A 23,446-nucleotide genomic window follows, 5' to 3' on the forward strand; every position below is an offset into this window, starting at 1 on the left:
GAATGGAAAAAGGGAAAAACTTTAGTGAATGGCGGGCTGAAAAATTGGGGTACGTTTATTTCTCACGATTGAACGATCTCATAATAAATGAACCCAATTTCAAAGAGTCATTGTTTGATTATTTGATTGATATAGGAAAAGATAATAAGCAAACAGGACGGCTATTTGGCGTTGAAGTCAAAGCGCTCAATGGAAAGTCTCCAATTGACAAATCTCTGCAAGAACAATATAAGAACATCACCTTTCCTTCCCTTTTAGTATTATTTGACAATAAGACCGACCACGGCTATTTCACATGGATTAAAAAGCCTAAAGAAGATGGCGGCTTGTCATTTGACACTTCCAAAAAAAACATGAAGGAGTTGAACGACAGCACACTTCTTGAAATTGTAAAAGAAATAAAGGATTGGTACACTAACCAACAAGTAGCTTAGAGAGTCACTGACAAGCCAAACGAGTTAAGCAGGAAGCCGTATAAAAAGCCCCTACTCGTAAGCAGGGGCACCATCTAACCTTGGTTTTCTTCAGTATTAAAACTCAGCTTTATTTCCTTTCAGGCATTTTTAGCGTTAGCGGTTTCTCATTACGCAGCATCTTACCAGCCTCACCAGTCAGCCACAGGTAATGGTCAGAAGGTTTGCCGTCGTTGTTGATAAAAGAAGTAACAGTACTCACAGGCGGCACATCAGTCACTTTAAAGATGGCCGTAGCCTCATTCACTTCATCAAACATAGCCACGTACAACATCGAAGCCCCCACATTTATAGCAGTCGATATCTGCTGCCAGTAAAACCGGCCACCCTGACGCGGAATAGAGCCCACCGGCTTCACGTCATCAGGAAACTCATACCGACTAAGGTTATGCCAGCTAAAACCGGGATACACACAAGGCACATAATCAACCTTGTTTTCCTTGCACCATTCGATATCAGCAATGGTATTATCCCTGAAACGATCCATATCATTGTGCAGGAGCGGACTGTACCGCTGTACACTCCAGGGCAATACGAGGTCACATTGTTTGATGAGCGTATGCAGGTAAGGATCGGGCAGACAGTCGGCGTTCAACGTGCGCCAGAAAGCAGGTACGCCCAGCATTACTGCACAACCGCCATACACAGGATCGTTCTTTAAGAAGTCAAGCAATTTCTCCAATCCAATGTTTCGTATATTATAAGGCCTGTCCGGAAAGCCAACACCCCATATGGCCACCACGGGTTTACCATTGTGGTGCAGGTAGGTCTTGGTACCAGCCTGGTTGGTCACCTTCAGTTTATCCACGAGATACTTCCAGTCTTCGATCAGTGCGGAGCAATCTTCATTGGAGCCACGCAGACCAGAAAGATCATACATCACGGCAATAGCCCTGTTGTATTTAGAAGCAGCTTCAAAAGCATTTTTCAATATGGTGGAAGAAACGCTGTCACGCCCCTTGGCATTATTAAAGAACCGTTGCATGAACACACCATCCACGCTGTATTGCTGCATCCATTTGAAATGCAGGTCTACCGTACTCTTATCATGACTGCTGAAAAAACGGGCCGCCTTGCCATCAGGCAGCTTCCACGGCGTTTCATACGTCTTTTCATATTCAGATACATCAGGCCACATGTCGATACCACTTCTTTCCTCATTGCCATAGGCAAAGCGCCGGGCACTGGTGCCATCCCCCTGCGCACGGAACCATCCCTGGTAACCGGCCATCATCAACCCCTTGTAAGAAGGGTACTTGGTTTCCTTACTGTGTTTTAACTGAGCCTGTAATGAAGCAGCCAGCATCAGCAGGCCGACAAATAAAATACCGGGTTTAGCTTTCATTGTACTTACGTTATATTGAATTGTAATCATCTTAATTTCCTACTGCTTACCTCCTACCTCTTCCTTCTTGCCCCAAAGAACATTCAAGCCCGGTAGGTGGATACGAACCGGGGTTGAAATGTACACTTGCATTATGGAAAACGTTTAACGTACAGGTTTGGTAGCAGAGAATCCACTTTCACCATGAAACCACTTGCCAGCCTGGCCTGTAAGCCATAAGTAATAATCAGTACTAAGATCATTATCGATACCGATGAACTTTCGGGTGCCATGCAACGGAAGATCAGCCTCCCGCGCACATTTGAAAATGGCAGTACCCTCATCGATCTCATCAAACATCGCCACATACAAACTTTGAGCGCCGGATATCTTGGCGCCAGCCACTTGTTTCCATAGGAAATCGCCTTTTAAGCGGGGAATCGAATTATACTGAGCCGGGTCCATCCGCAGGTTGCCCCAACTGAAGCCGGGAAAAGCCAGCGGCACATACGTAATCTTATTCGTATTGCACCATTGAATGTCACCAGCCAGCTCACCACCAGCCACGTTATTGTAATTATCATTACCATACCGGCCCACAGCCCAGGGCATCACGATATCACACTTCTTGATGAGCGTGTGCAAAGTGGTAGAAGGATCTGTATCATTCTTCAGCGTGCGCCAGTAATAAGGCACACCCAGCATCACAGAAGTCTTCTTGGTAGGGCCTTTGATCTTGTCCACCAGTTTGTCTACATCAGACGTGGAATACTGCCTGCCATCGTTGAACCCAACACCCCACAATACCACGAGCGGCTTTTTATTATGCCGCAGATAAGTAGGATTGGCAGTGTTGCTGAAAAGATTGAAGAGCGTTTGCAGCTCATTCCAATCCTGTTCGATGTAAGCCACATCGGCAGCGCTGCTGCCGCTCAGGTCATACATCACACAGATAGCGCGGTTGTACTTCTTAGCCGCCTTCAGCGCATTCTCCAATACCTTGTTGAAATGCCTTTTACCCTTGGTATTGGTTGGTTTTATTTCAACTACGAAGCGTTGCATAAAAACGCCGTCAATGCCGTAATCCTTCATCCATTTGAAGTGCAGGTCCACACTCTCTTCATCATAAGGGCTGTACAGGTAAGCATCATTGCCATTGGCGAATTTGAAAGGAGACTTGTACGTCTTGGTATACTCCGTCATGTCGGGCCAGAAATCCACCGCCGAACAGCCGGGCATAAAACCACCACAATTGCCATTCTGGTAGTGATACCAGCCACGCTCAGAAGCATCTCCCTGTGCGGCAAACCATCCCTGGTAGCCGGCCATTACAAGTTTGTTGTAGGAAGTGTACACACAACCCGTCTCATCATACACCACTTCCTGAACAGGAGGATCGGGCGGCCCGGGAGGATTAGGATTGTCGCCGCCTCCACCCTTGGAGCAATGGACAAACAACATCCAGGCCGGCACTAATAAAAGAGCCGTCATTCTTTTCATAGACTAAAGTTTTAAGATTTCAGGTGCTGAAAGCCAGGGCACAGCCCTACTGCCTCGGACTGTACCCCTCGTTTCAGCAAAATGGTACCCCGCCCCGATCGCTATCAGGATGCGGGAACTAAATACTTATTTTAACTGCCGCAGCATAATTCGGTTTGGAACCGCCAACACCGATCAACGCGCCCACCCTGAAATAATAACTATTACCAGTTTTCAGCTGTGTGCTGTTGGAAGGCAGGTCAATCTCCAGTGTATACACAGTGGCGGGGTTGGTAACAGCATTGATCTGCTGCTCTGCCGCCACGAGGCGCATAGGCTCACCTACTCTTGAATCAGAGTGAGCATACAAACCGATCTTCTGTACATTGTTGATCACATTTTGTTGGATCTTGAAAGTGGCAGTCACCTTAGTACCATTCTTCACGATGTTCACATCCTTCACGCGGATATAAGGCGTCACTTTGAAGTCCAGCGTAGTTTGTCCTTTGATCACGAGCTCCTGCTCGGCAATAGGAATAAAGTTGGGCTCGCTGACGCGGATGGTATACGTATTGGCAAACATCAGCGTGTTCGCATACGTACCATCATTTTTCAGGATCATATACTGGTTTTGTGGGTTAGCATAACCATGCTCCACAAACTCGATGCGCGTGCCACGGATGATGTCCATTTGCACCAGTTCATTGGTAGCCTCATCGACAAACTTGCCGGAAAGGCCGGAATCCGGGCCGTCATAGTTATCCTTCTTACAGGAAGCAAGCGCTATGATGGAAACAAATAATAATAATCGAAGCTTATTCATAACAATACATTGTTAGTCTTTAAAAATTTCTTGTCACCCTGAGCCTGTCGAAGGGTCGACAAACACAGTTTAATACTGCGGATTTTGCACCAGACCATTGGAACCGATACCGGGGATAAACCGGTAGTAAGATCTGGGCTGGAAAGTTTTGGTATTGGTGTTAGGAACATTCACACGCACAAAGATGTACTTGATATCAGGCAGTGCGCGCAGGTCTTGCAAAGGCAACAGAGAATGCAGGAAACGGTTGTTGAACTCGGTGTGGAACTCCCTTCTGCGGATCAGGTCCCAAAACCTTTTATTCTCGAAAGCCAGCTCTACCCTTCTTTCTCTTTGCACGTTCTCTGATGTCAGCGTAATGTTGGTAGTGTGACCGGCACGCTTGCGCACGTCGTTCAGCGCTTTCGTAGCAGCTGCCACATCACCCTGACCACTCTCTACTACAGCCTCTGCCATGTTCAGCAACACTTCAGCAAAACGGAACTCTGCCCAGTCGGAAGTACTGTTGTTCCAACCGTTGATAACAGGCGACGTGCTGATGAACTTCTTGAAAGAGAAACCGGTCCTTGTATTATTGCCCCCATAAGTATCGAAACCGGAATACATAGACACATCAGGAGCACCATACGAATAATAAGTAGTACCACTCACCGTGATCTGGTCTTTGGTGCGGATCACAGCGTTACCATCAGGTTTCACATAGCCAGCCTGAATGATAATGGGAACGCCCTTGAAAGTAGTACTTGGCAGGATCGCAGTGCCCCAGAGACGCGCATCCTTGTTAGCGAATATCTCATTGGGCGTATTGTACCGGATATAGTTGGTACCACTGTTGAACCCATTATAATCAGTAATGTTACCATCCACCCGTGTATTTACCGGAGATGATACACCGGGCGTATTATAACTCTCGTATTGGTCCACGAGATCAAGCGTTGGGTTCATACGACCAGGATGAGGCCATCCGTTGGACAACTGAGCAGGTGTATACCAGATATCATAGTTGTGACCCAGGTTGGCGCCACGCAGTGCGAAACCCTTGATCATGATCACCTCGTCGTTAATAGCCACATTGGGGTCCTGGAACAGCGAGCGATAGTTCTCTGCCGCCTCTGTAGGATTAGCCGGGCTTGGTTTGAACAAGCCATAACCACTATTGATGATCTGCTGGGAAGCAGCAATACAAGCCTGGTAATAACCATTGGCATCAGCAGCATCCATACCTACGAGTTTCTGCGTTGCAGCATCGCCGGTCATGGTAATACGGTTACCAAATTTGGCCACAGAAGCAGCATGCAAAGCCGCACGGCTTTTCAATGCATAAGCTGTCCATTTGGTGGCACGACGGGGATTTTTGGTAGCACTCAGGTTAGTGATAGCCTGATCGCACAACTCCATCACATAATCCCAGGTTTGCTTTTCAGTACTGCGGGGCACTTTCAGCTTTTCAGGATCACCATCAAATACCTGCGATTGCTTCATCAGCGGCACACCGCCATACCTCTTAGCCAGCGCGAAGTAAGCAAAAGCCTTGATGAAAGCACTTTCACCCACCAGAGCAGCCTTTTCATCATCCCTGATGGAAAGAGTAGGAATATAATCGATCAGCAGGTTCACATCGCGGATGAGCTTGTACCCCTGGTCCCACCACTGGAAGTCACCATCACCCACAAAGTCTCCAAATTCCGAGTGAGCCGCTTCATCAGTTCCCATGGCAGGGGCAAAACCACCATTGTTGGGATCGCCGCCATTCTGATTAAAGCCACCACGGAAATAAGTAAAATCTTCAACAGGCAGTTGATAATATAAGTTGGCCATGAACACCTTTACACCCTGCGGGTCGCCAAAGATGGCATCAGCCGTTAGCTTATCAGTAGGTTGCAGATTCAGCACCCGTTTGCAACCTGCAAACGAAAGCCCTGCCGCCAGTACGATATATTTTATATGATTCAGTTTCATTGCAAGCGCTTTTAGAAGTTAAGATTGATACCAACGTTGTAAATTTTGGAAAGCGGGTAGTTGAAACCAGCGTTGAACAAGCCTTCCAATCTTTCAGGATCGAAAATTTTCACAAAAGGATCAGTGATCGTTATGAGGTTGAAACCACTCGCATATATACGCAGCTTGCGGATACCAGTACCACTAAACCATTTGTTCTCGAATGTATAACCCAGCTCCAGGCTCTTTAACCTTACATAAGAAGCGTCTTTACGCCACACAGAACTCTCCTTATACATACTGCCTACGTCGCCATTGAAACGATTAGCAGGCCACTTGCCAGGGATCCATTCACTCTTGGAGTCATACGGATCAGCCTTGTGCCACCTGTCGAAAAAGTAAGCAGGCGTGTTGCCGCGGAAGGCTAGCATTTCAGCATACACTTCGCTGAAACGGACAGTATACATAGCAGAGCCCTGGAAGAGCATATTGAGATCGAAACCCTTGTAAGAAGCGCCGAGCGTAAGACCATAGTTGATCTTGGGATTCTTACCACGAGGGTTTTGGTTGTCGTTATTACCATTCGCACCAATATACATAGGCAGCATATCGTTGCCATCGATCACACCATCATTGTTTATATCGGCATATTTGAAATCACCAGGCAGCTCGCGGATGTTCGCCTGATCGCCATTCTGTAAAGGATAGTTGGCAATTTCATCCATGCTCTGGAACTGTCCGAGGTAAGTATATGACCAGATGATATCGTCATAGCGGTAAGGAGTACCATTCTTCCACCTGTCCCAGCTGCTTTGGAAAGGCCCTCTCTCCACATACAAATTCTGAGAACGGGCAAAGTTGAAGTTACCCGATACGTTGAAGCGGAAGTCTTTACCGATCCGGTCATTATAACCGATGGTAAACTCGATACCTTGCACGCGGTCACTGTTCAGGTTTTCTTCAGGCAGTGAAGCACCAAAAGTATTGGGCAGCGACACGTTTCTGCGGGCAGGAATACCTTCGCGGTCCCTGCGGTAAACAGCACCTTCGAAAGTCAGCTTGTTATTGAAAAGACCGATCTCGATACCGATATCGGCAGTCTTGGCAGTTACCCACGTAAGGTTAGGATTCACGAGACCGGGCGCTGTGGCGCCGGTAGTAAGGCTACCATTATCAAACTCATATTGTCCGCCACCGCCGAGCGAGAACCCCTGGATCCACTGGAAGGGACCACCAGCCTGCTCACCAACCCGGCCATACGAAGCACGTACTTTCAGGTTGGAGACAAAGTTGATATTCTTCATGAAGTTCTCTTCAGATATACGCCAGCCACCGGAGATGATGGGGAAGAAACCCCAGCGGGAAGAAGGCGGATAAGCATAAGTACCCATGTAGCGGAAAGCCAGTTCCAACAGATACTTTTTATCAAAATCGTAGTTGAAGCGGCCCAGCACAGCCTGAGAAGCATTTTGACCTTCACTACCAGAGTTCGTCATATTGTTATTCGCAGCAGCATTGATCTGATCGATCGTATAGAAGTCATACAACCTTCTCAGATCGGCATTGCGGCTCCACTCCTGCCGTTGCTCGAAGGCACCCAATACAGCAACATTGTGCTTTTGCGCAATCGTTTTGGCATAGTTGGCCTGTGCGATCACTACAAAGCGGTTGCTGTTGCCGAAGCCATTGGAAATACCACCCTGGCCAACACGTTGAACCTGGGGAATGTAAGCGCCATTCACATACGTATAAAGCGTATAAGGCTTCGACACATCCTTACCCTGATAGCTATTGAGGTCATAAGCAGCAGTACCCTTCACGGTAAGCCCCTTTACCCAAGGCACATCATAAGTAAGCGAGAAAGTAGACTGTACCTGCCTGTTTACAGCTTCGCTGTAACCAGTGATATCCCTGTTGGTCAACGCCAGCGGGTTTTGATTAGAAGGCGTTACCACCGCCGGATACAATGGGTTGCCATTCGCATATGGCCTTTCAGTAGGCAGCGTCACACGCGTACCCTTGAAAATATTGAAGAAGTTTTCACCCGGCGTAGTCCTGATATCATAGCGGCCACCCACCAGCACTTCAGCCTTCAGGTTTTTCACCAGCTCAGTGGTGATGTTAGACCTGAAGTTGTAGCGCTTGTACTTCATATCATCAGTGCGCAGGTAGCTGCCCTCATCTACATAAGCCAGGCCCACATAATATTGAGTCTTTTCATTACCACCTGAAGTAGAGATGTTGTGCTGTTGCTGCATAGCAGTCTTTTTCAGCGCCACATCATACCAATCGGTGCTTTCATAACCCGGGCCACCGGCAATCCACTTGTCCAGTTCCTCCCTCGTTACAAAAGGAGTACCCATACCATAAATATTGGCATCATTACGCATCTGCATCCACTCACTGGCATTCGCCATGCGGGGAACGTTGGTAGGCTGTGAAAAACCAACTACACCAGTATAATTGAAAGAAGCTTTTCCTTTGGCGCCCTTCTTGGTAGTTACGATCACCACACCGTTGGAAGAACCAAAACCGTAGATAGCAGCAGAGGCATCCTTCAGGAACGATACACTCTCGATATCATCGGCGTTGAGACGCTGGAAGTCGCCGCCACCATCACGCACGATACCATCGATTACGTACAGCGGAGATCCAAAACCACGGATATTGATCATGTTGTCGAATGTCCCCGGCTCACCACCCAATTGGCGGATCTGCAAGCCAGCCACTTTACCCTGCAGCTTTTGCGCAAGGCTCACGTTGGTAGTCGTTTGGATTTCCCGGTTGCTGATATTACTTACAGAACCAGTGAGCGTTTCCTTCCTTTTGGTTCCATATCCCACAACTACGACATCTGACAATTGATCATCACCATCGGCCATGATCACATTGATAACGGTACGCGTACCAATCTTTTCAACGACTTCTTTTTTTCCTACGAAAGTAAATACCAGCTCAGTGGCGTTTGGAGAAACAGAAATACTGAATGAGCCCTGAGCATCTGTAGTAGCTACCGACGAATACACATCGGTCGAGTTGGCACTACTGTTTCTCACAGAAACAGTAACACCCGGCAACGCAACGTTGGCGGCATCAGTCACCTTCCCGCTGATCACTTTTTGCTGCGCTGCAGCAAAAAAGGGGAAAGCACATGCCATCAACAATATGCAATACAATTTTTTCATGATAGAGTTAATGTTTTGATAAATGAAGTTTTGGTACAAAAAAACCTGACATGTTCACTCATAGCAAATAAGGCGGGTCATAGTACATGGATAGCATCGTTTTAGTGATAAAAATTGGTTATCAGTTTTCCAGGGCTATGTTGTATAGCAGTTTCCCAGTCAATTATTGAAGAGTTGTCTAAAAGCCGGCACTACCGGTTCCCCATGTCTTATTAGGCTTAGGGCCCATCTCCAGCTCGAGGTGTCCGCCATTCATCAGTTGTTCATGTGTAAACCAGGGAGTATTCAATACCACACCATTTATTTTGGCGCTTTGGATATACTTATTCACTACAGAACAGTTGTTGGCAGTCAGCTTGAACTGCTTACCATTCTGCAAGTCGATTGTTACCTTACTAAATAAAGGACTACCGATGGTATACACAGGCAGGCCAGGCGTTACGGGGTAAAAGCCCATCGCAGAGAACACTACAAAAGCAGTCATACCACCGCCATCCTCATCACCGGGAATACCGAAAACATTATCCTTGAACCATACGTCCAGCAGAAAGCGCGTAGTCTTTTGGGTTTTCCAGGGAGCAGCAGTGAAGTTGTACAAGTAAGGAATGTGGAAACTGGGCTCATTACCCATAGAATATTGACCCACCAGGCCGGTGGCATCAGGAAATTTATTCCAGAACTCATGCTTGCCCCTGCCCAGCCCTTCGCGGAACAGTTGATCAAGCCTGTCTTCAAATGTCTTCTTACCACCCATCAGGTCTATCAGGCCGGGCACATCCTGTTGCACCTGCCACAGGTAAGTCCAGCCATTGTTCTCATCATAATAATCACGGCCACCGGGGCCACCATCAAACTTGAGGTCGATATTGATCCAGTTGCCCTTATCATCCTTAGGAACAAAGAATTTCCTTTCCGGGTGCCACAGGTTCTTATAATTCAGGCCACGTGGAGTAAACAAATTATAGTCATCCTTTTTACCGAGATCTTTGGCCATCTGAGCCAGCGCCCAATCATCGTAGCTGGTGCCGAGCGTAACAGCCACAGCCTGCCGCTTTTCAAAATTATCTACAAGGCTAACAGTCTCCTTTTCACCAGGAGCCAGCGCAGGGAAATAACCATGCGCATGATAGAAATCATCCAACGGAGTTTTAGGCCCATTACGCCAGGGAATGATGGTAGCATCAGTCGCATTCTTGCGCATGCCCTCATACGCCTTCTCTATGTTGAAGTTCCGCAACCCTTTTCTGTATGCATCCAAAAACACCACAGAAGAGTGGAAACCATTCATGCAGGCATGATCGCCAAACAACACCGGGAACGTAGGCATCCAGCCACTTTGCTCGTACATGCGCACATAAGATTGCAGCATATCCTCTTCCTGCGCAGGGTTCAGGATCATGCGCAACGGATGATGCGCCAGGTAAGTATCCCACGACCAGTCGTCCACATAAAAAGGACGCTTGTCGGTATTTACCTGTTTATTATAGCCACTGTAATATTGATTGCCCTCCGTAACATCCACCATCCTTTCGTAACAGCGGTACAACGCTGTATAAAAACTTCTTTTCTGCGCTTCAGTGCCACCTTCCACTTTTATCTGCGATAACACACCATCCCACGCCTTCCTGCCATTATCAGCAACGGCAGTAAAACTTTTGCCCTTCAGTTCGGTCTCATAATTCTTCTTAGCTTGCTCTGCACTTACATAACTAAGCGCATAGCGCAGCTCCACCTCTTTTGTATTTGCAGGGAAACTGATCCAGGCCCTTGCCCTGCCACTGGTAGTTTGCTTATTTTGCAGTTCTCCATTTTCCAATACACCGGTAGTGCCAGCAGTATTCCAAACCCCATACAAGTAAACTTTCACATCACCATGCCAGGTCTCCAGGCCAGTGATCTCGGTAGCAGAAGGAAAACTATAAGAAGAAGGATCGCCATTATATACATCCAGCAGGATAGCCTTATTAGCCGATTGGGGAAAACGGAAGCGGTAAATGCCACCCTTTTTACCAGGTGCAAACTCAACGGTCACTTCATCATCGATTAAATAAGTAGAGAAATGCCAGGGATTATTCACTTCCAGGTCATGGTCATAAGCCATGCGTGCCTGCCAGCTTTCGCGCGTCAGCGGCTTCACGGAAGGTTTGAGGGAGAACACCTGCCCCATGCGATGAGAAACAATGTTTAAAGGGAAGCTGGTGATTTGATTATCCAGGTAATCCTTTCGTTGAGGAGCAACCCGGATCATCTGGTTGGGTAGCTGGATGGTAGGACGTGTAGGCTCCAGTAACTGACCTACATTACCGATGGTAGGATCAACAAATTCGAGGTTGGACCGCTCCGTTCCGTTCGGCGATCGCTTAACGGGTTGACGGGCAAAAAGAATAGATACATTCCACAACAGCAGGGTTAGCAGCAGCAGCTTTTTCATATTGCAGGCAAACATTTCGTTGAATAAATCTGTCTGCAATAAAGCCGTAGGAGACTAATAAAGGCATTAACAAACCTATTAATTGAGAAATTAAAAGGCTGTTTTTTAATTTTTTATGAAGAATTAGTACTAATTAAGCCCGTTAAAGGGGAATTGCGCTTCGAAGGCAGTTCACCGTAATAAGAAGATGATAAATTATTGACCCGTCATTTCAGCAAACGACTTATCGAATTCCTGTCCATAATTTTCCCGGTACTCTTTGGCAAACTTGAGATAGGCATCTTTAGCCATGCCATGCCGTCCCAGCAATACCAGGCACTTACATTTATAAGCCAGCGCTTCTTCATTAAGCTGATCGAAGAAGAAGATGCAATTGGTGATCTTTATCACCAACTCGGCTTCGGCAGCAAGATCAACAGTAGATATATAACTTAACAATATATCGATAGTTTTCCCTGAAACGTCGGATTTAATATCATCCAGCCAGTTATAATGAATCGTACTGAGGAAAGCACCCCTGCCCACGATATGAATAAGCTCCTGAACATAGGCTTTATTAACCGTCGGCTTATTAGATACCAGTTCCATGTACCGCTGATAATCCACCTTCATCGAGTTATTCAAGATTTCCAGCTTCCATTTATCTGATTCCTTGGCAATATGACAATCGCCCACCTTTTCAAGGATGCCTTTCAGCTTTACCACGTTGACCGAAAAATTATTCCGTGCGTCCTTGAGCGGCTTATCGCCCCACAATAGCTCATATAATTTCTCAGAAGCAATACCCTTCCCATCCTTATAAGTGTAGGTCAATACCAACAGGAACAACTCCTTCAGCAAAGGCGTAAACATCCTGGTGATGTCGTGACCCTCCTTATCGATGATCTCCAGTTGTCCAAACAAATAAATAGCCGATACATCCTTGGTCGCAACCACGGGTTCTATACCAGGTCCATTATTTCCCGCAACTACCGGTGCCACTACAGCGCCCGGCACAGGAACGCGTGCATGCGCCACATCCTCATGATGTGATACCTGCCTTGCCTTTCGCTGGCGCCACATCATGAACAACACACCGGCAGCCACCAATCCTCCCGCCAACAGGAACCATACCCAGTCGCGCGAAGCACTGGCCACTGGCGGCGCCGCCACTACCAGCTTATTAGGCGGAAAATCGATGGTATACACCTTTACATTAGTAAGATTCTGTTTGTTGGTAAACAATGTAACAGCCACCAGCTTCTTGCTTACCGGACAATAGAATAGATCGGCATACGATTCAATATCGTGGAAATCGTAAGGGATCGTATCCCCCATCAACTGGTATTCCGGCGATTGCAAAGAACCCTTCATAAGCTGCAACACAGAATTGAACCGGTCGATAGGATGAATCAACGCATAAAAATCGCGTGTAGCAGAATCCACCACAAGACTATTAGCAAAGCAAAACTGGCTGGCAGGCTCTTTCAGGTGATAGATACTTTTGAAAGCACCACTCTTCACAGCATAAGCCATCAGATCATACGTATACTTGGGATTGATGGTCTGATCACCTGTCTTGCTGCCGAAACCACCAATAATATAAGCAGTATCGCCAGCATTGTTGGTCCCCAGCGCAGCAAGGTACCTCGGCATAAAGAAATCCCCCTTAGGGTCCACAGACTCCCATTCCTTCGTGGGGAAATGATACCGCTGCACTTCATTCTTATATTGGAGTTGACCATACCCACCAATAATATATAAGGAACTGTCGGCCGGAGACAGGAATTTGTTTGCCTGCCAGTAAATAGTAAGCGGGCCAGGAGCAAAGTTCACATCCCATTTACTGGAATGAGGTTGCCAGGCACTTACCAGCTTCTCATCTATATTAATATTATATAGCGTATTGTTGGTACTACTGAATACAGATTGATTGCCCGGCGGTAAAGAATCCCGTTTTGCAGCCAGCTTTGCCCCCGACAGTTGTCCATTCTTTAACGAATACTGGTACAGCGTATCAGCAGACACAATGTATAACCGTTCCCCTTGCTTATCAAAAGCCACGCTGGCTGCACCAACGGTACTCATGGTCAACGCCTGCACCCAGTTCTGGTGGCGGGGCTTTATCCAAACCGGGTTTTTCACGATAGCCGTTTTGCTCTTCACCTCATCAGTACACTCGGTGCCGCTGCTTTCAGATAAAGGATAATAAGCTATTGGCGTATTATCGGCAGCTATCCGGATATCCCGGATGTTCATAGGTGGAATGTCGGTGATCTGGAAACCGGTAAAATCGATGGCGCCAAAAGATATACGGTAACAAGTGGCAGGAGAAATATTGGCTTTCCCTTTTCCAATCAGCTTGTTATTAATATAAAAGCCAACCTCTTTGGCTTTACCATCCAGGGTCACCTTGCATTGATTCCAGTTACCATACAGATGTACCGAGTCGATGGCAAAGTCGCCTGCCACAGTTTCTCCGATAACAAAGTTGAATCGCAGGAGCTTTTGATTGAAAACAAGATCGATATTCTGGTTATTGTCCGTAACCAGGCGCATGATGTACCCGAAATAAGTGACGAGGTTGGGTGTAAAGCCGAAGTCGAAAGAAATTTCAGCCGATTGAGATAAGCACACAGGGTCTTTAGGCGTCAGATTGAGAGAGGTCCTTTTTTCAGGCACTACCTCATGACTGGAAAACCTTAAGCCGTGTGATTGGCTAAAAACATTACTTACACATAAAAAGCAGCATACCAATAAAAGAGATCTCCCCATAAGCAAGCGAAACTAAATAAAGTACAAATTACTTATTCTGTTGTATTAAACAGGATAGATACCGGCAAATTTTAGTAAAGAAATAAATGATAAGTATAAGAAGCAGAAACAGTTATTTATACCCTGGCTATAAAGACAGCTCATCGCCGGTAAAAGCCAGGGGCAATAACATGCCCGCTGCGGGAATAATGAATACTTTACCAGTTTGTCCAGCCAGTATCAACCGCACAGGATGCTCCGTACGCTGTTCAAACTCCTGCAATGTTTGCCGGCAGATGCCACAGGGACTGATGGGGTGATCACTTACCACACCATCCCCTTCATAACTGATGGCCATTGTTTCGATAGGGTCGCCAGGATAGGTGGCGCCAGCTGTAGAAAGTAATACCCTTTCAGCACAGATACCAGCCGGGTAAGAAGCATTTTCCTGATTGGCCCCGATAACAAGATGACCACTCCCCAGCCTGGCCACCGCCCCTACCCTGAAATGGGAATAAGGCGCCCAGGCGTTCTTTGTTGTTTTACGGGCCTCCTGCAGCAAATACCGATCATCCTCCCCCAGCTCATCGATGGAATCATATACCTCATAAGAAAACCTGTACTCGTTCTGTTTCATGCACACAATTTAAGGGAAAGAAGACATAAAAGCAGAATCCAGGATTCAGAAGGCGCTCGTCCTTCCAAATCCTGGATTCCGTATACTGAAAGCTGAATACTATTAATGAATACTGCTGAACATGCGGTTCCAGCGAACTCCTTTATCCCAACTCATCCAAATAAGCCATGCCTCACCTACAATATGATCTTCCGGTACAAAACCCCAAAAGCGGCTATCCTGAGACTGATGACGGTTGTCACCCATCATCCAGAAATAATCCATCTTGAAGGTGTATTGGTTGGTAGCCTGATCATTGATGAAGATCTTACCATCACGCCTTTCCAGCTTATTGTGTTCATATACCTGGATGGCACGTTCGTACAGCGTAAAATTATCATCGTTCAGTGTAATCGTGGCGCCCTTTTTAGGAACCCACAATGGCCCGAAGTTATCGACACTCCAAAGATGCTTTTTATCCCGGGGAAATATTTTCGATTCACGTCCTTGTCTCAGCAGCTCGATCTTTTCAATAAGACCATTCTTGATCATTTTATCTTTTGCCTCATTGGTCAGCAACATGATATAGCGATTATTACCCTGCGGAATCAACTCTCCCCCTTCCTCTATCTTGTCGAAATCGTACTCTTCACGCAATATCTCATTATCCAATGGCTGCCCCTTCGTCGTCACATCATAATATAACTGCATCTTGGGAGGCAGAAAAGCCTTCTGGCCATTGATGAACAATACGCCGTCGATGATCTGCAACGAATCACCCGCGATGGCCACACAACGCTTGATATAATTCTCCTGTTTGTCTACAGGACGTATGATAATTGGAAAATCAGTCGGGTTCGACAGCACCATTTCACGTCCCACATCTGCATTACCATCTCCCTTGTCCAGAATTACATCATAATAAGGATTCTTGGACTGGTACTCTTCCAGGTTGATCACCGTATCACCTGCCGGAAAGTTGAACACCACCACATCATTCCTTTTTATCGGACTGGCAAACCAGCGCGTATAAGGAATATGGATCAGTTCAGAATAAGATTTGGTGTTTACTACAGGTAGCGTATGATGTACAAAAGGAATAGCCAGCGGTGTGTTGGGAATACGCGGGCCATAACTCAGCTTGCTTACAAAAAGAAAATCATTGACCAGTAAGGTCTTTTCCATTGAGCCCGTGGGGATGGTATAAGCTTCGAAAACGAACGTGCGGATCAGCGTGGCAGCTACGATAGCAAATACACCAGCATCGATCCACTCACGCGCAGCCGACTTTTTATGCTTCTTCACGATCTCAGGACCATAATATTTCTCCTTCTGATCATAACCGATCATAGGCAGATAAGCAAACCCAACCAGTACAGTAGCAGCATGCTGCACAAACCTGAACTTGTTGAACAACTTAACAAACTCTACCAATATCCATAAACTGATGAACCAGCCTACTACAGGAATGAACTGCCAGAAGAACCAATGCTTCTTGATCCCTGTTAAACGCAACATTTCCCAGGTATTCAGGAAAGGAACAAAAGCTTTCCAGGCAGGGAGACCAGCCTTTTGGAACATCTTATACAATCCTACGGAGGGCAGCAGAACAATGAGCAGCGAGATGATAATAATGACGGTCAGATCGTGTAAACTCATGCTGTCTTTTTTAAAAAATTCCGGGCAAAAATACCATATTAATTGGCATTGCAACGGGGTATTAACCAGTATTTTGCCAAACTTCATCCCCGTTTCAGGGTCGGGTCTGCTTTTTGCTTAAACAGTATTTGACAAGATATATTAGTTGTAATATCTTCCGCTTTGTTACAGTCGATATGAACTTTTTTACGATTCGCGACGTCCAAAATCTCACTGGTATTAAAGCACATACGCTCCGCATCTGGGAACAGCGTCATAGCATACTCACTCCCCGGCGGAAGCTAAGCAATCACCGGTTTTATGATAATGAGGACCTCAAATACATATTACGAATTGCCTTCCTCTATCACCAGGGATATAAAATATCCCGGATTGCCAGCCTTTCCGAGGAGGAGATCTGCCGGCTTACCCTGGAGGCCAGGCCCGATGAAGACAACTACGGCATCTTCCTCAACCAGCTGACAGAAGCCATCATTGACCTCGACGAGGAACGATTTGAGCAGGTTTTCCACAAAATAATGGAGAACACCACCTTTGAGGACCTGGTAATCCAGGTTCTATTTCCCCTGCTCAAAAAAGTAGGACACCTATGGCTGGCAGGTAGCATCATGCCCGCACAGGAACATTTTACCAGCGCTATTATTATCAGAAAATTGCTGGCAGCTATCGACGAACTGCCCCGACCGGCAGCCTCCGCACCAAGACACGTTATCGTGTACACTCCACACGGAGAATTACACGAGATACCCTTATTGTTTATGCAGTATATGCTCAAAAAAAATGGCACCTCCTGCGTTTACCTCGGCAGCAACGTCAATGCCGGTACACTCAAAACCATTTGCGATCAGTTTGAAAAACTGCATCCCGGCAAGCCCGTTACACAACTCTATTTCCACCTCATCACCCACCTCATCAAAGATGACCTGGGCGAATACCTGCGCAAATTATCCAACACCTTTCCCGATAAAGAGATTGTCTTTTCAGGCACAAAGACCAATGGATATATCAATGGAGGTATTCCCCAAAACGTGAGGGTGTTGAAAAATGCAGAAGACCTGCTTGCCTTCAGCAAAGGCACATGAGCTATCTCGCCAATACACTGCGCGCCCACGTATACACTACAAATGAGACAAAGTAGGTCCACATAACCGCTTCAGGTATCGGAAGGCCCGAAAAAAGGAAGAATATAATCACCAGGCCAAACAGAACGAGGCCTATAGAAAACCATTGTACAGCATTGTTACCCTTCAACCGGATCGGAAATTCCATATGACCCAGCGGCAAGGCCAATGACAAAGCCACCAATCCTGCCATAACGATTACCAGTCCCGGGTTTTCAGGCATGAATAAACCAGTTATTACCATTGCGAGCCCCGATAACAGGACAACAACGGCACATATAGCATTGATCTTCTCCCGCTTGTTAAGCGCATATTTTCCATCTTTATGAAACAGCAGGAAGAGATTCGCCAGCGGGTTGATAACCCAGCTCATAATCACAAACAATATATACACGCCAACGATAGCCATTCCAATAATAGCGATGTTTTCGCCGCCGCTCTTCGACAACTGCCCGATGGCTTGCACACCAAAATAAATACCCAGCAGAATGGCCCAACGCGCATACTTGCCCTTATTACTGATCCAGAAACTGTATTGCAACAACCATCGATAAGGAGGTATCTTGGACTTCAATGCCTGTTTCAATCCTTCACGGGCGCCCTCCATGTTGGGCTGCAGCCGCAGTGCTTCCCGGAAATGCGTAGCCGCCTCTTTATGCCGCCCTTTCTCCAGCAGGTTCCAGCCCACAGTAGTATGTGTATAAGCATTCTCAGGATCTTTCTTCAACGCATCCTGCATGGTCTCGATCGCATCATCTACCCTTCTCAATTTATTCAGGGCAGTAGAACGTACATTTAAACAAGTAATATTTTCCGCATCCACAGCCAACCCTTCATTGGCTTTTTGCAAAGCCAGTTCAAAGTTTTTTTCTTCCAGGAGAACCAGACCCCACAAACCCAGGAACTCGGCAGTCCACGGGCTCAGCTCTACAGCCCGTTTCAGGTGGCGAAGAGCAGCCTGGTTGTTGTCGAGCTGATAATACCCAAAAGCGAGCAGGTAAAAATAATAACCCTCCAGCGGAGCCACTTGTATCGCACGTTGTATTACATCGATACCTTCCAGGAATTGCTTCTGATCAAACTTGCAGCGCGTAAGCAGGGCCAGCGCATAATCATTATCCGGATCGAGCCGCAGCGCGTCCGACAATTGCTTTTCCGCATCTTTAAAACGCCCCTGAGCCAATAACAAACTGGCCCGTTCCAGCAATGGCGCTATATCGGTCATGATTATTTTTTGATCTTGAGGAATTTCAGGATATCATCATACAGCCCACTCTCATTGGCATACAACGCATAATTACGCGCAGACGAAAACCATTCGAGCGTAGTAGGCCGGTGCTGCTTCGCAGCCTTCAGCAGGTCTTTGGTTCCCAGCGGTTGCAGGCTGCCGCTGGCCATAGATTCGCGCAGTTTATCTTCCACAGCAATATCGATCATGGCCTTTATATCGGCGCCAGAATAATCAGGCGTTTCCTTCGCTACCTTACGCACATCGACATCCTTTACCGGCTTACCAGTCAGCATAGCCTGGATAATTTCTTCGCGGGCAGCTTCATCCGGCGGCTCCACAAAGATCACCCGGTCGAAGCGGCCTGGCCGGCGGAAAGCCGAATCCACACTCCAGGGAGCATTCGTAGCAGCCAGTATCAACACGCCCTCGTTATTCGATTGCACACCATCCATTTCAGCGAGGAATTGATTGATCACATGACGCGTAGCACTCTGGCGCAAATCACTTCTACTGGCGCCCATGGCATCCACTTCATCGAAGAACAATACACAAGGTGCATTCTTACGCGCAAGCTCAAATATGCTATGCAGGTTCTTCTCACTATTGCCCACCCACATATCGAGAATATCATGCAGACCGATACTGATGAACTTGGCATTGATCTCACCGGCAGTAGCTTTAGCGATATACGTTTTACCACATCCTGGAGGACCATATAGCAGGATACCACCTCCTATTTTCTTACCAAACGCTTTATACAGATCGGGATTCTTCAGCGGCTGTATGATCTTCATGGATATTTCATCCTTGATGCGCGACATACCACCCACATCTGAAAAGTTGATGGAAGGCTTCTCCAGGAAATACGAACCCACGCTGCTCCCCGTCTCCAGGTTACCCTCCATGCCATACAGTTCCTCATTTTGTGTACCGCCACCACCTAAACGCAATTGCGCATCGATCTCTTCATCACGGAAATCAGGGTTCAGCGCTACCACGCGCTGGTACACTTCCACAGCCTGTTGCAACGACTGTTCTTTGATCAGGCATTTCACATACAGCACCATCCCATCCAATGATAGGTTGGGGTACAGCTCTTCATAAATGATGATCGCGGCAGAATACTTCTGCTGGTTAAAATAAGCTTCGGCCAGGCCCAGCTTAGCTTTGCCATTACCATAACTACGACGCAATACCTCACTGAACTGGTCGGCAGCGGCAGCATACTGCTTCTCTTTCAACAATGTTTCCGCCAGGTGCAACCGCAACGGGATATTGTCGGGCGAGAACTCCAATGCCTCCTGCAGACTTTTAATATGATCACTCATCGTTTATAATTAAAATAGCTGCGAGCAAGGCGCCCGCAGCTTAAATAATGTGGCATTCCATGCGCAACTTAATATAATAACCGCACTTTAATAGTCTCTTTAACTTCTTTTAGCAATTGGAAAGCAGTGTTGGAGATCTTCCTGTCTACATCCAATACTACATACCCGATCTCGTCGTTCGTTTTCAGGTATTGCGCCAGGATATTAATATTATGCTTGGACAATTGCGTGTTGATCTCAGACAGTACCCCGGGCACATTGCGGTGAACGTGTAGTATCCGGTGCGTGCCCTCCTGCGGAGGCAGGTTGAGGCCCGGCACAGTATGAGAACCATTGGTGATCCCCATTTCGAGGAACTGAAATAGCTTATTGCTCACGTCCTCCCCAATATTCGACTGCGCTTCTTCAGTAGAACCGCCGATATGCGGAGTCAGAATTACATTGGGTAGCTCCTGCAAAGGAGTTTGGAACTTGTCTCCGTTCTTTTCAGGCTCCCAAGGGAACACATCGATAGCAGCACCACCAAGCAGACCATCAGTGAGACACTTTGCCAATGCCTCCAGGTCAACCACTTCACCCCGCGCATAATTTATTAAGATAGAACCCTTCTTGAAGTTCTTCAGCACATTCTTATTGATCATGTTCTTCGTAGCCGCATTATCAGGCACATGCAGCGTAATGATATCAGCCTGGCTCACCACCTCTTTCAATGTCTTCTTAGCGATGGCATTACCCAGGGGCAGCTTGGTCACTGCATCATAAAAGATCACATGCATACCGAGCGCTTCCGCCAGCACGCTTACCTGCGAGCCGATATTACCATAACCAATGATACCCAGCGTTTTACCACGCAGCTCATAACTACCCTTGGCCTCTTTCATCCAGATGCCCTTGTGAGCAGCAATATTTTTATCAGGTATGCGGCGGATGAGCATGATCGACAAGCCGATCACCAGTTCTGCTACCGAACGCGTATTGGAATAAGGAGCATTGAATACAACCACGCCATGTTCTGTGGCGCTTTTGAGGTCTACCTGGTTTACGCCGATACAAAAACACCCGATCGCCTGCAGTTTCTTGGCCGCTTCCAGCACCTTAGGGGTGATTTGCGTCTTCGAACGGATACCCAATAAATGGACGTCTTTTACCTCACGAATAAGATCCTCTTCGGTAAGGGCGCCTCCCAGCTTTCTTACCGATGCATAGCCGGCATCCTTGAAGTTTTTAACAGCAGCATCGCTGATATTCTCTAAAAAAAGGATGTTTACTTTCTCTTTCGGATAACTTGTATTTTTTTTCTCGCTCATAATGATGGCTCATCTTTTGCGTTAAATAATCACAGATTAAGCGGGTAAACGGACCAACTGATCACACTTTTCACAAATTGCGGCGATTAAAGGAATGTACGCTGATGTTACAGATGATGAGAGGTGAAAGTTCAACAGCCGTGATAAAGTGAATAATTTCTATCATTCTGGCAGAAGTGTTGAATAAAATCAACCAATCCGTGCAATCCGCTATTAATCATACAATCTGCAATCCGGGGTGCAAAGATGTCGTTTAAAATTGACATGGAAAAACGAATCACAATGGAGACAGATGGAAACGATTAAGCAGAAGCCTGTAGAATCATGTATTTATCAGTAAGTTATAATAGCTAAAAATCCGTGAAATCAGGCCATAATCGCTAGAAATCCGCGATTATTTTGGTAGTTTTGTTGATCTTACTAACCCAGTATTAAAAGGAATCCTTTTGAAAACCATGTTAAGGTTCATACCGGTAAGCCTCCTTGCTATCGGCTGTTCTCAGTTTAGTGACAAACAGCCAGATTTGTTAGCACAGTCCAAAGGACAGGTGACCCTGTCTGCGGCAGCCTCGTCTTCAAAAAGCTCAGACTCAACAGATTATTATATATCACTCGTAAGAGGATTTATCGATACTACCTATGGCGAAGGCCTGAATGGCAGTATCCTGGTAGCCCGTAACGGGCAGGTCCTGTACGAGAAATACGCCGGGTACGCCAACCCGCGGATCAAGGACGATTCCATTACAGCTTATACCCCCTTCCACCTTGCATCGGTGTCCAAGACCTTCACAGCTATGGGCATTTTGAGACTGTGGGAACAAGGGAAGCTCAACATCGAAGATCCGGTGAGCAATTACCTCCCCGGTTTTCCCTGCGCAGGCGTAACAGTTAAAATGCTGCTGAACCACCGTAGCGGCCTTCCCAAATACGACCATTACATGTCTAATCTGGGCTGGAACAGACGAAAAGTGGTAACCAACCAGGATGTACTGGACTTCCTCATCGCCAACCGCAAGCGTATACCTGTTGGCCGCCCTGATCGCGGCTTCAGCTATTCCAATACCAACTACGCCCTCTTGGCCCTGATCATCGAAAAAGTAAGTGGCGAGTTCTATGGTGATTACCTGAAACATACCATTTTCGATTCCCTGGGCATGAAGGACACCTACGTGTACACCCGTGCCGATTCGGCCCGGAGCCTTCCTTCCTACTATTACAGCGGTAGGCCCTATGCCTTCGACTTCCTCGACCTGGTATATGGCGACAAGAATATTTACAGCACGCCCCGCGACCTGTTGAAATGGGACCAGGCTATGCGCAATACGCAATGGTTCAAGTCCTCTACGCTCGAAGCGGCCTACACCCCTTACAGCAATGAAAAGCCCGGCACCCACAACTATGGCCTCGGCTGGCGCATGTATGTGCTGAAGAATGGTAAAAAGCTGATTTACCACACTGGCTGGTGGCATGGCAACCGCACCATCTTTGTTCGTCTCATTGAAGAAGATGTGACCATCGTGGCACTTTGCAACAACGACTCCCGCAACATTTATATGGCCAAAGAAATGGCCGACTACTTTGGAGACTATATGCAGCACGTAGACCGCGACCCGGATGCGGATACCCGTGTAGTGCGCCACGTTGTACGCAAGAAATCATCTAATAAAAAGACCCTCCTGGCAAAAGCCAAGATAAAGACCACTAAAAAAAGAAGCACCACTACCTCCTACGCCGGCAAGGCAGGAAGGAAATAGTTAGTAAGCGCAACGAGTTGTTAATTCACAACTGACCACACACA

At 46.9% G+C, this 23,446-nt stretch carries 15 protein-coding genes; 3 read left to right on the top strand and 12 right to left on the bottom strand.

Annotated elements, in window-relative coordinates; genetic code table 11:
* Positions 1-2: 2 nt before the first annotated feature.
* Positions 3-434 carry a DUF4365 domain-containing protein gene (locus tag AC5JBY_RS31170; RefSeq protein ID WP_495908618.1) on the top strand — a complete coding sequence of 144 codons (432 nt, stop codon included), beginning with the start codon at positions 3-5 and terminating at the stop codon, positions 432-434.
* Positions 435-543: 109 nt separating this feature from the next.
* Here AC5JBY_RS31170 and AC5JBY_RS31175 read toward each other — a convergent pair whose 3' ends face one another.
* The 9 genes from AC5JBY_RS31175 to lepB form a co-directional block, all read right to left on the bottom strand.
* On the bottom strand, positions 544-1,818 hold the full coding sequence (locus AC5JBY_RS31175) for a glycoside hydrolase family 99 protein (protein ID WP_495908619.1): 1,275 nt from the start codon (positions 1,816-1,818) through the stop codon (positions 544-546).
* A gap of 144 nt (positions 1,819-1,962) precedes the next feature.
* Positions 1,963-3,297, bottom strand: coding sequence for a glycoside hydrolase family 99 protein (locus AC5JBY_RS31180; RefSeq protein WP_495908620.1), 1,335 nt, complete (start codon positions 3,295-3,297; stop codon positions 1,963-1,965).
* 118 nt (positions 3,298-3,415) lie between these two features.
* A complete protein-coding gene (locus AC5JBY_RS31185; protein WP_495908621.1) occupies positions 3,416-4,099 on the bottom strand; it encodes a DUF3823 domain-containing protein in 684 nt (227 codons plus the stop codon).
* Positions 4,100-4,168: 69 nt separating this feature from the next.
* Positions 4,169-6,058 (bottom strand): RagB/SusD family nutrient uptake outer membrane protein, encoded by a 1,890-nt coding sequence (locus AC5JBY_RS31190; protein ID WP_495908622.1) that lies wholly within the window; start codon positions 6,056-6,058, stop codon positions 4,169-4,171.
* Between the two features lie 11 nt (positions 6,059-6,069).
* Positions 6,070-9,222, bottom strand: coding sequence for a SusC/RagA family TonB-linked outer membrane protein (locus AC5JBY_RS31195; protein ID WP_495908623.1), 3,153 nt, complete (start codon positions 9,220-9,222; stop codon positions 6,070-6,072).
* Between the two features lie 178 nt (positions 9,223-9,400).
* Positions 9,401-11,653 (bottom strand): GH92 family glycosyl hydrolase, encoded by a 2,253-nt coding sequence (locus tag AC5JBY_RS31200; RefSeq protein WP_495908624.1) that lies wholly within the window; start codon positions 11,651-11,653, stop codon positions 9,401-9,403.
* Between the two features lie 195 nt (positions 11,654-11,848).
* The gene (locus AC5JBY_RS31205) at positions 11,849-14,314 is read right to left on the bottom strand and encodes an AfsR/SARP family transcriptional regulator (RefSeq protein ID WP_495908625.1); all 2,466 of its coding nucleotides are present in this window, start codon (positions 14,312-14,314) and stop codon (positions 11,849-11,851) included.
* A gap of 220 nt (positions 14,315-14,534) precedes the next feature.
* The gene (locus AC5JBY_RS31210) at positions 14,535-15,023 is read right to left on the bottom strand and encodes a cytidine deaminase (protein ID WP_495908626.1); all 489 of its coding nucleotides are present in this window, start codon (positions 15,021-15,023) and stop codon (positions 14,535-14,537) included.
* Positions 15,024-15,125: 102 nt separating this feature from the next.
* Complete coding sequence (lepB, locus tag AC5JBY_RS31215) at positions 15,126-16,661, bottom strand: signal peptidase I (RefSeq protein WP_495908627.1); 1,536 nt, start codon at positions 16,659-16,661, stop codon at positions 15,126-15,128.
* A 128-nt stretch (positions 16,662-16,789) separates the two neighbouring features.
* On the opposite strand from lepB, the gene AC5JBY_RS31220 reads away from it, so the two are divergent.
* On the top strand, positions 16,790-17,743 hold the full coding sequence (locus AC5JBY_RS31220; protein WP_495908628.1) for a MerR family transcriptional regulator: 954 nt from the start codon (positions 16,790-16,792) through the stop codon (positions 17,741-17,743).
* 1 nt (position 17,744) lies between these two features.
* Here the strand turns inward: AC5JBY_RS31220 and AC5JBY_RS31225 are convergent, their stop codons facing one another.
* From AC5JBY_RS31225 to serA, 3 genes are all read right to left on the bottom strand, one after another.
* Positions 17,745-19,007: a tetratricopeptide repeat protein gene (locus AC5JBY_RS31225; protein WP_495908629.1), complete on the bottom strand. Its 1,263-nt coding sequence runs from the start codon at positions 19,005-19,007 to the stop codon at positions 17,745-17,747.
* A 2-nt stretch (positions 19,008-19,009) separates the two neighbouring features.
* Positions 19,010-20,341, bottom strand: a complete 1,332-nt coding sequence (locus tag AC5JBY_RS31230) for a tetratricopeptide repeat protein (RefSeq protein WP_495908630.1) — start codon at positions 20,339-20,341, stop codon at positions 19,010-19,012.
* 68 nt (positions 20,342-20,409) lie between these two features.
* The gene (serA, locus tag AC5JBY_RS31235; protein WP_495908631.1) at positions 20,410-21,648 is read right to left on the bottom strand and encodes a phosphoglycerate dehydrogenase; all 1,239 of its coding nucleotides are present in this window, start codon (positions 21,646-21,648) and stop codon (positions 20,410-20,412) included.
* Between the two features lie 455 nt (positions 21,649-22,103).
* On the opposite strand from serA, the gene AC5JBY_RS31240 reads away from it, so the two are divergent.
* Positions 22,104-23,402: a serine hydrolase domain-containing protein gene (locus AC5JBY_RS31240; RefSeq protein ID WP_495909101.1), complete on the top strand. Its 1,299-nt coding sequence runs from the start codon at positions 22,104-22,106 to the stop codon at positions 23,400-23,402.
* Positions 23,403-23,446: the final 44 nt, after the last annotated feature.

The sequence above is a fragment of the Paraflavitalea sp. genome, assembly GCF_059502485.1.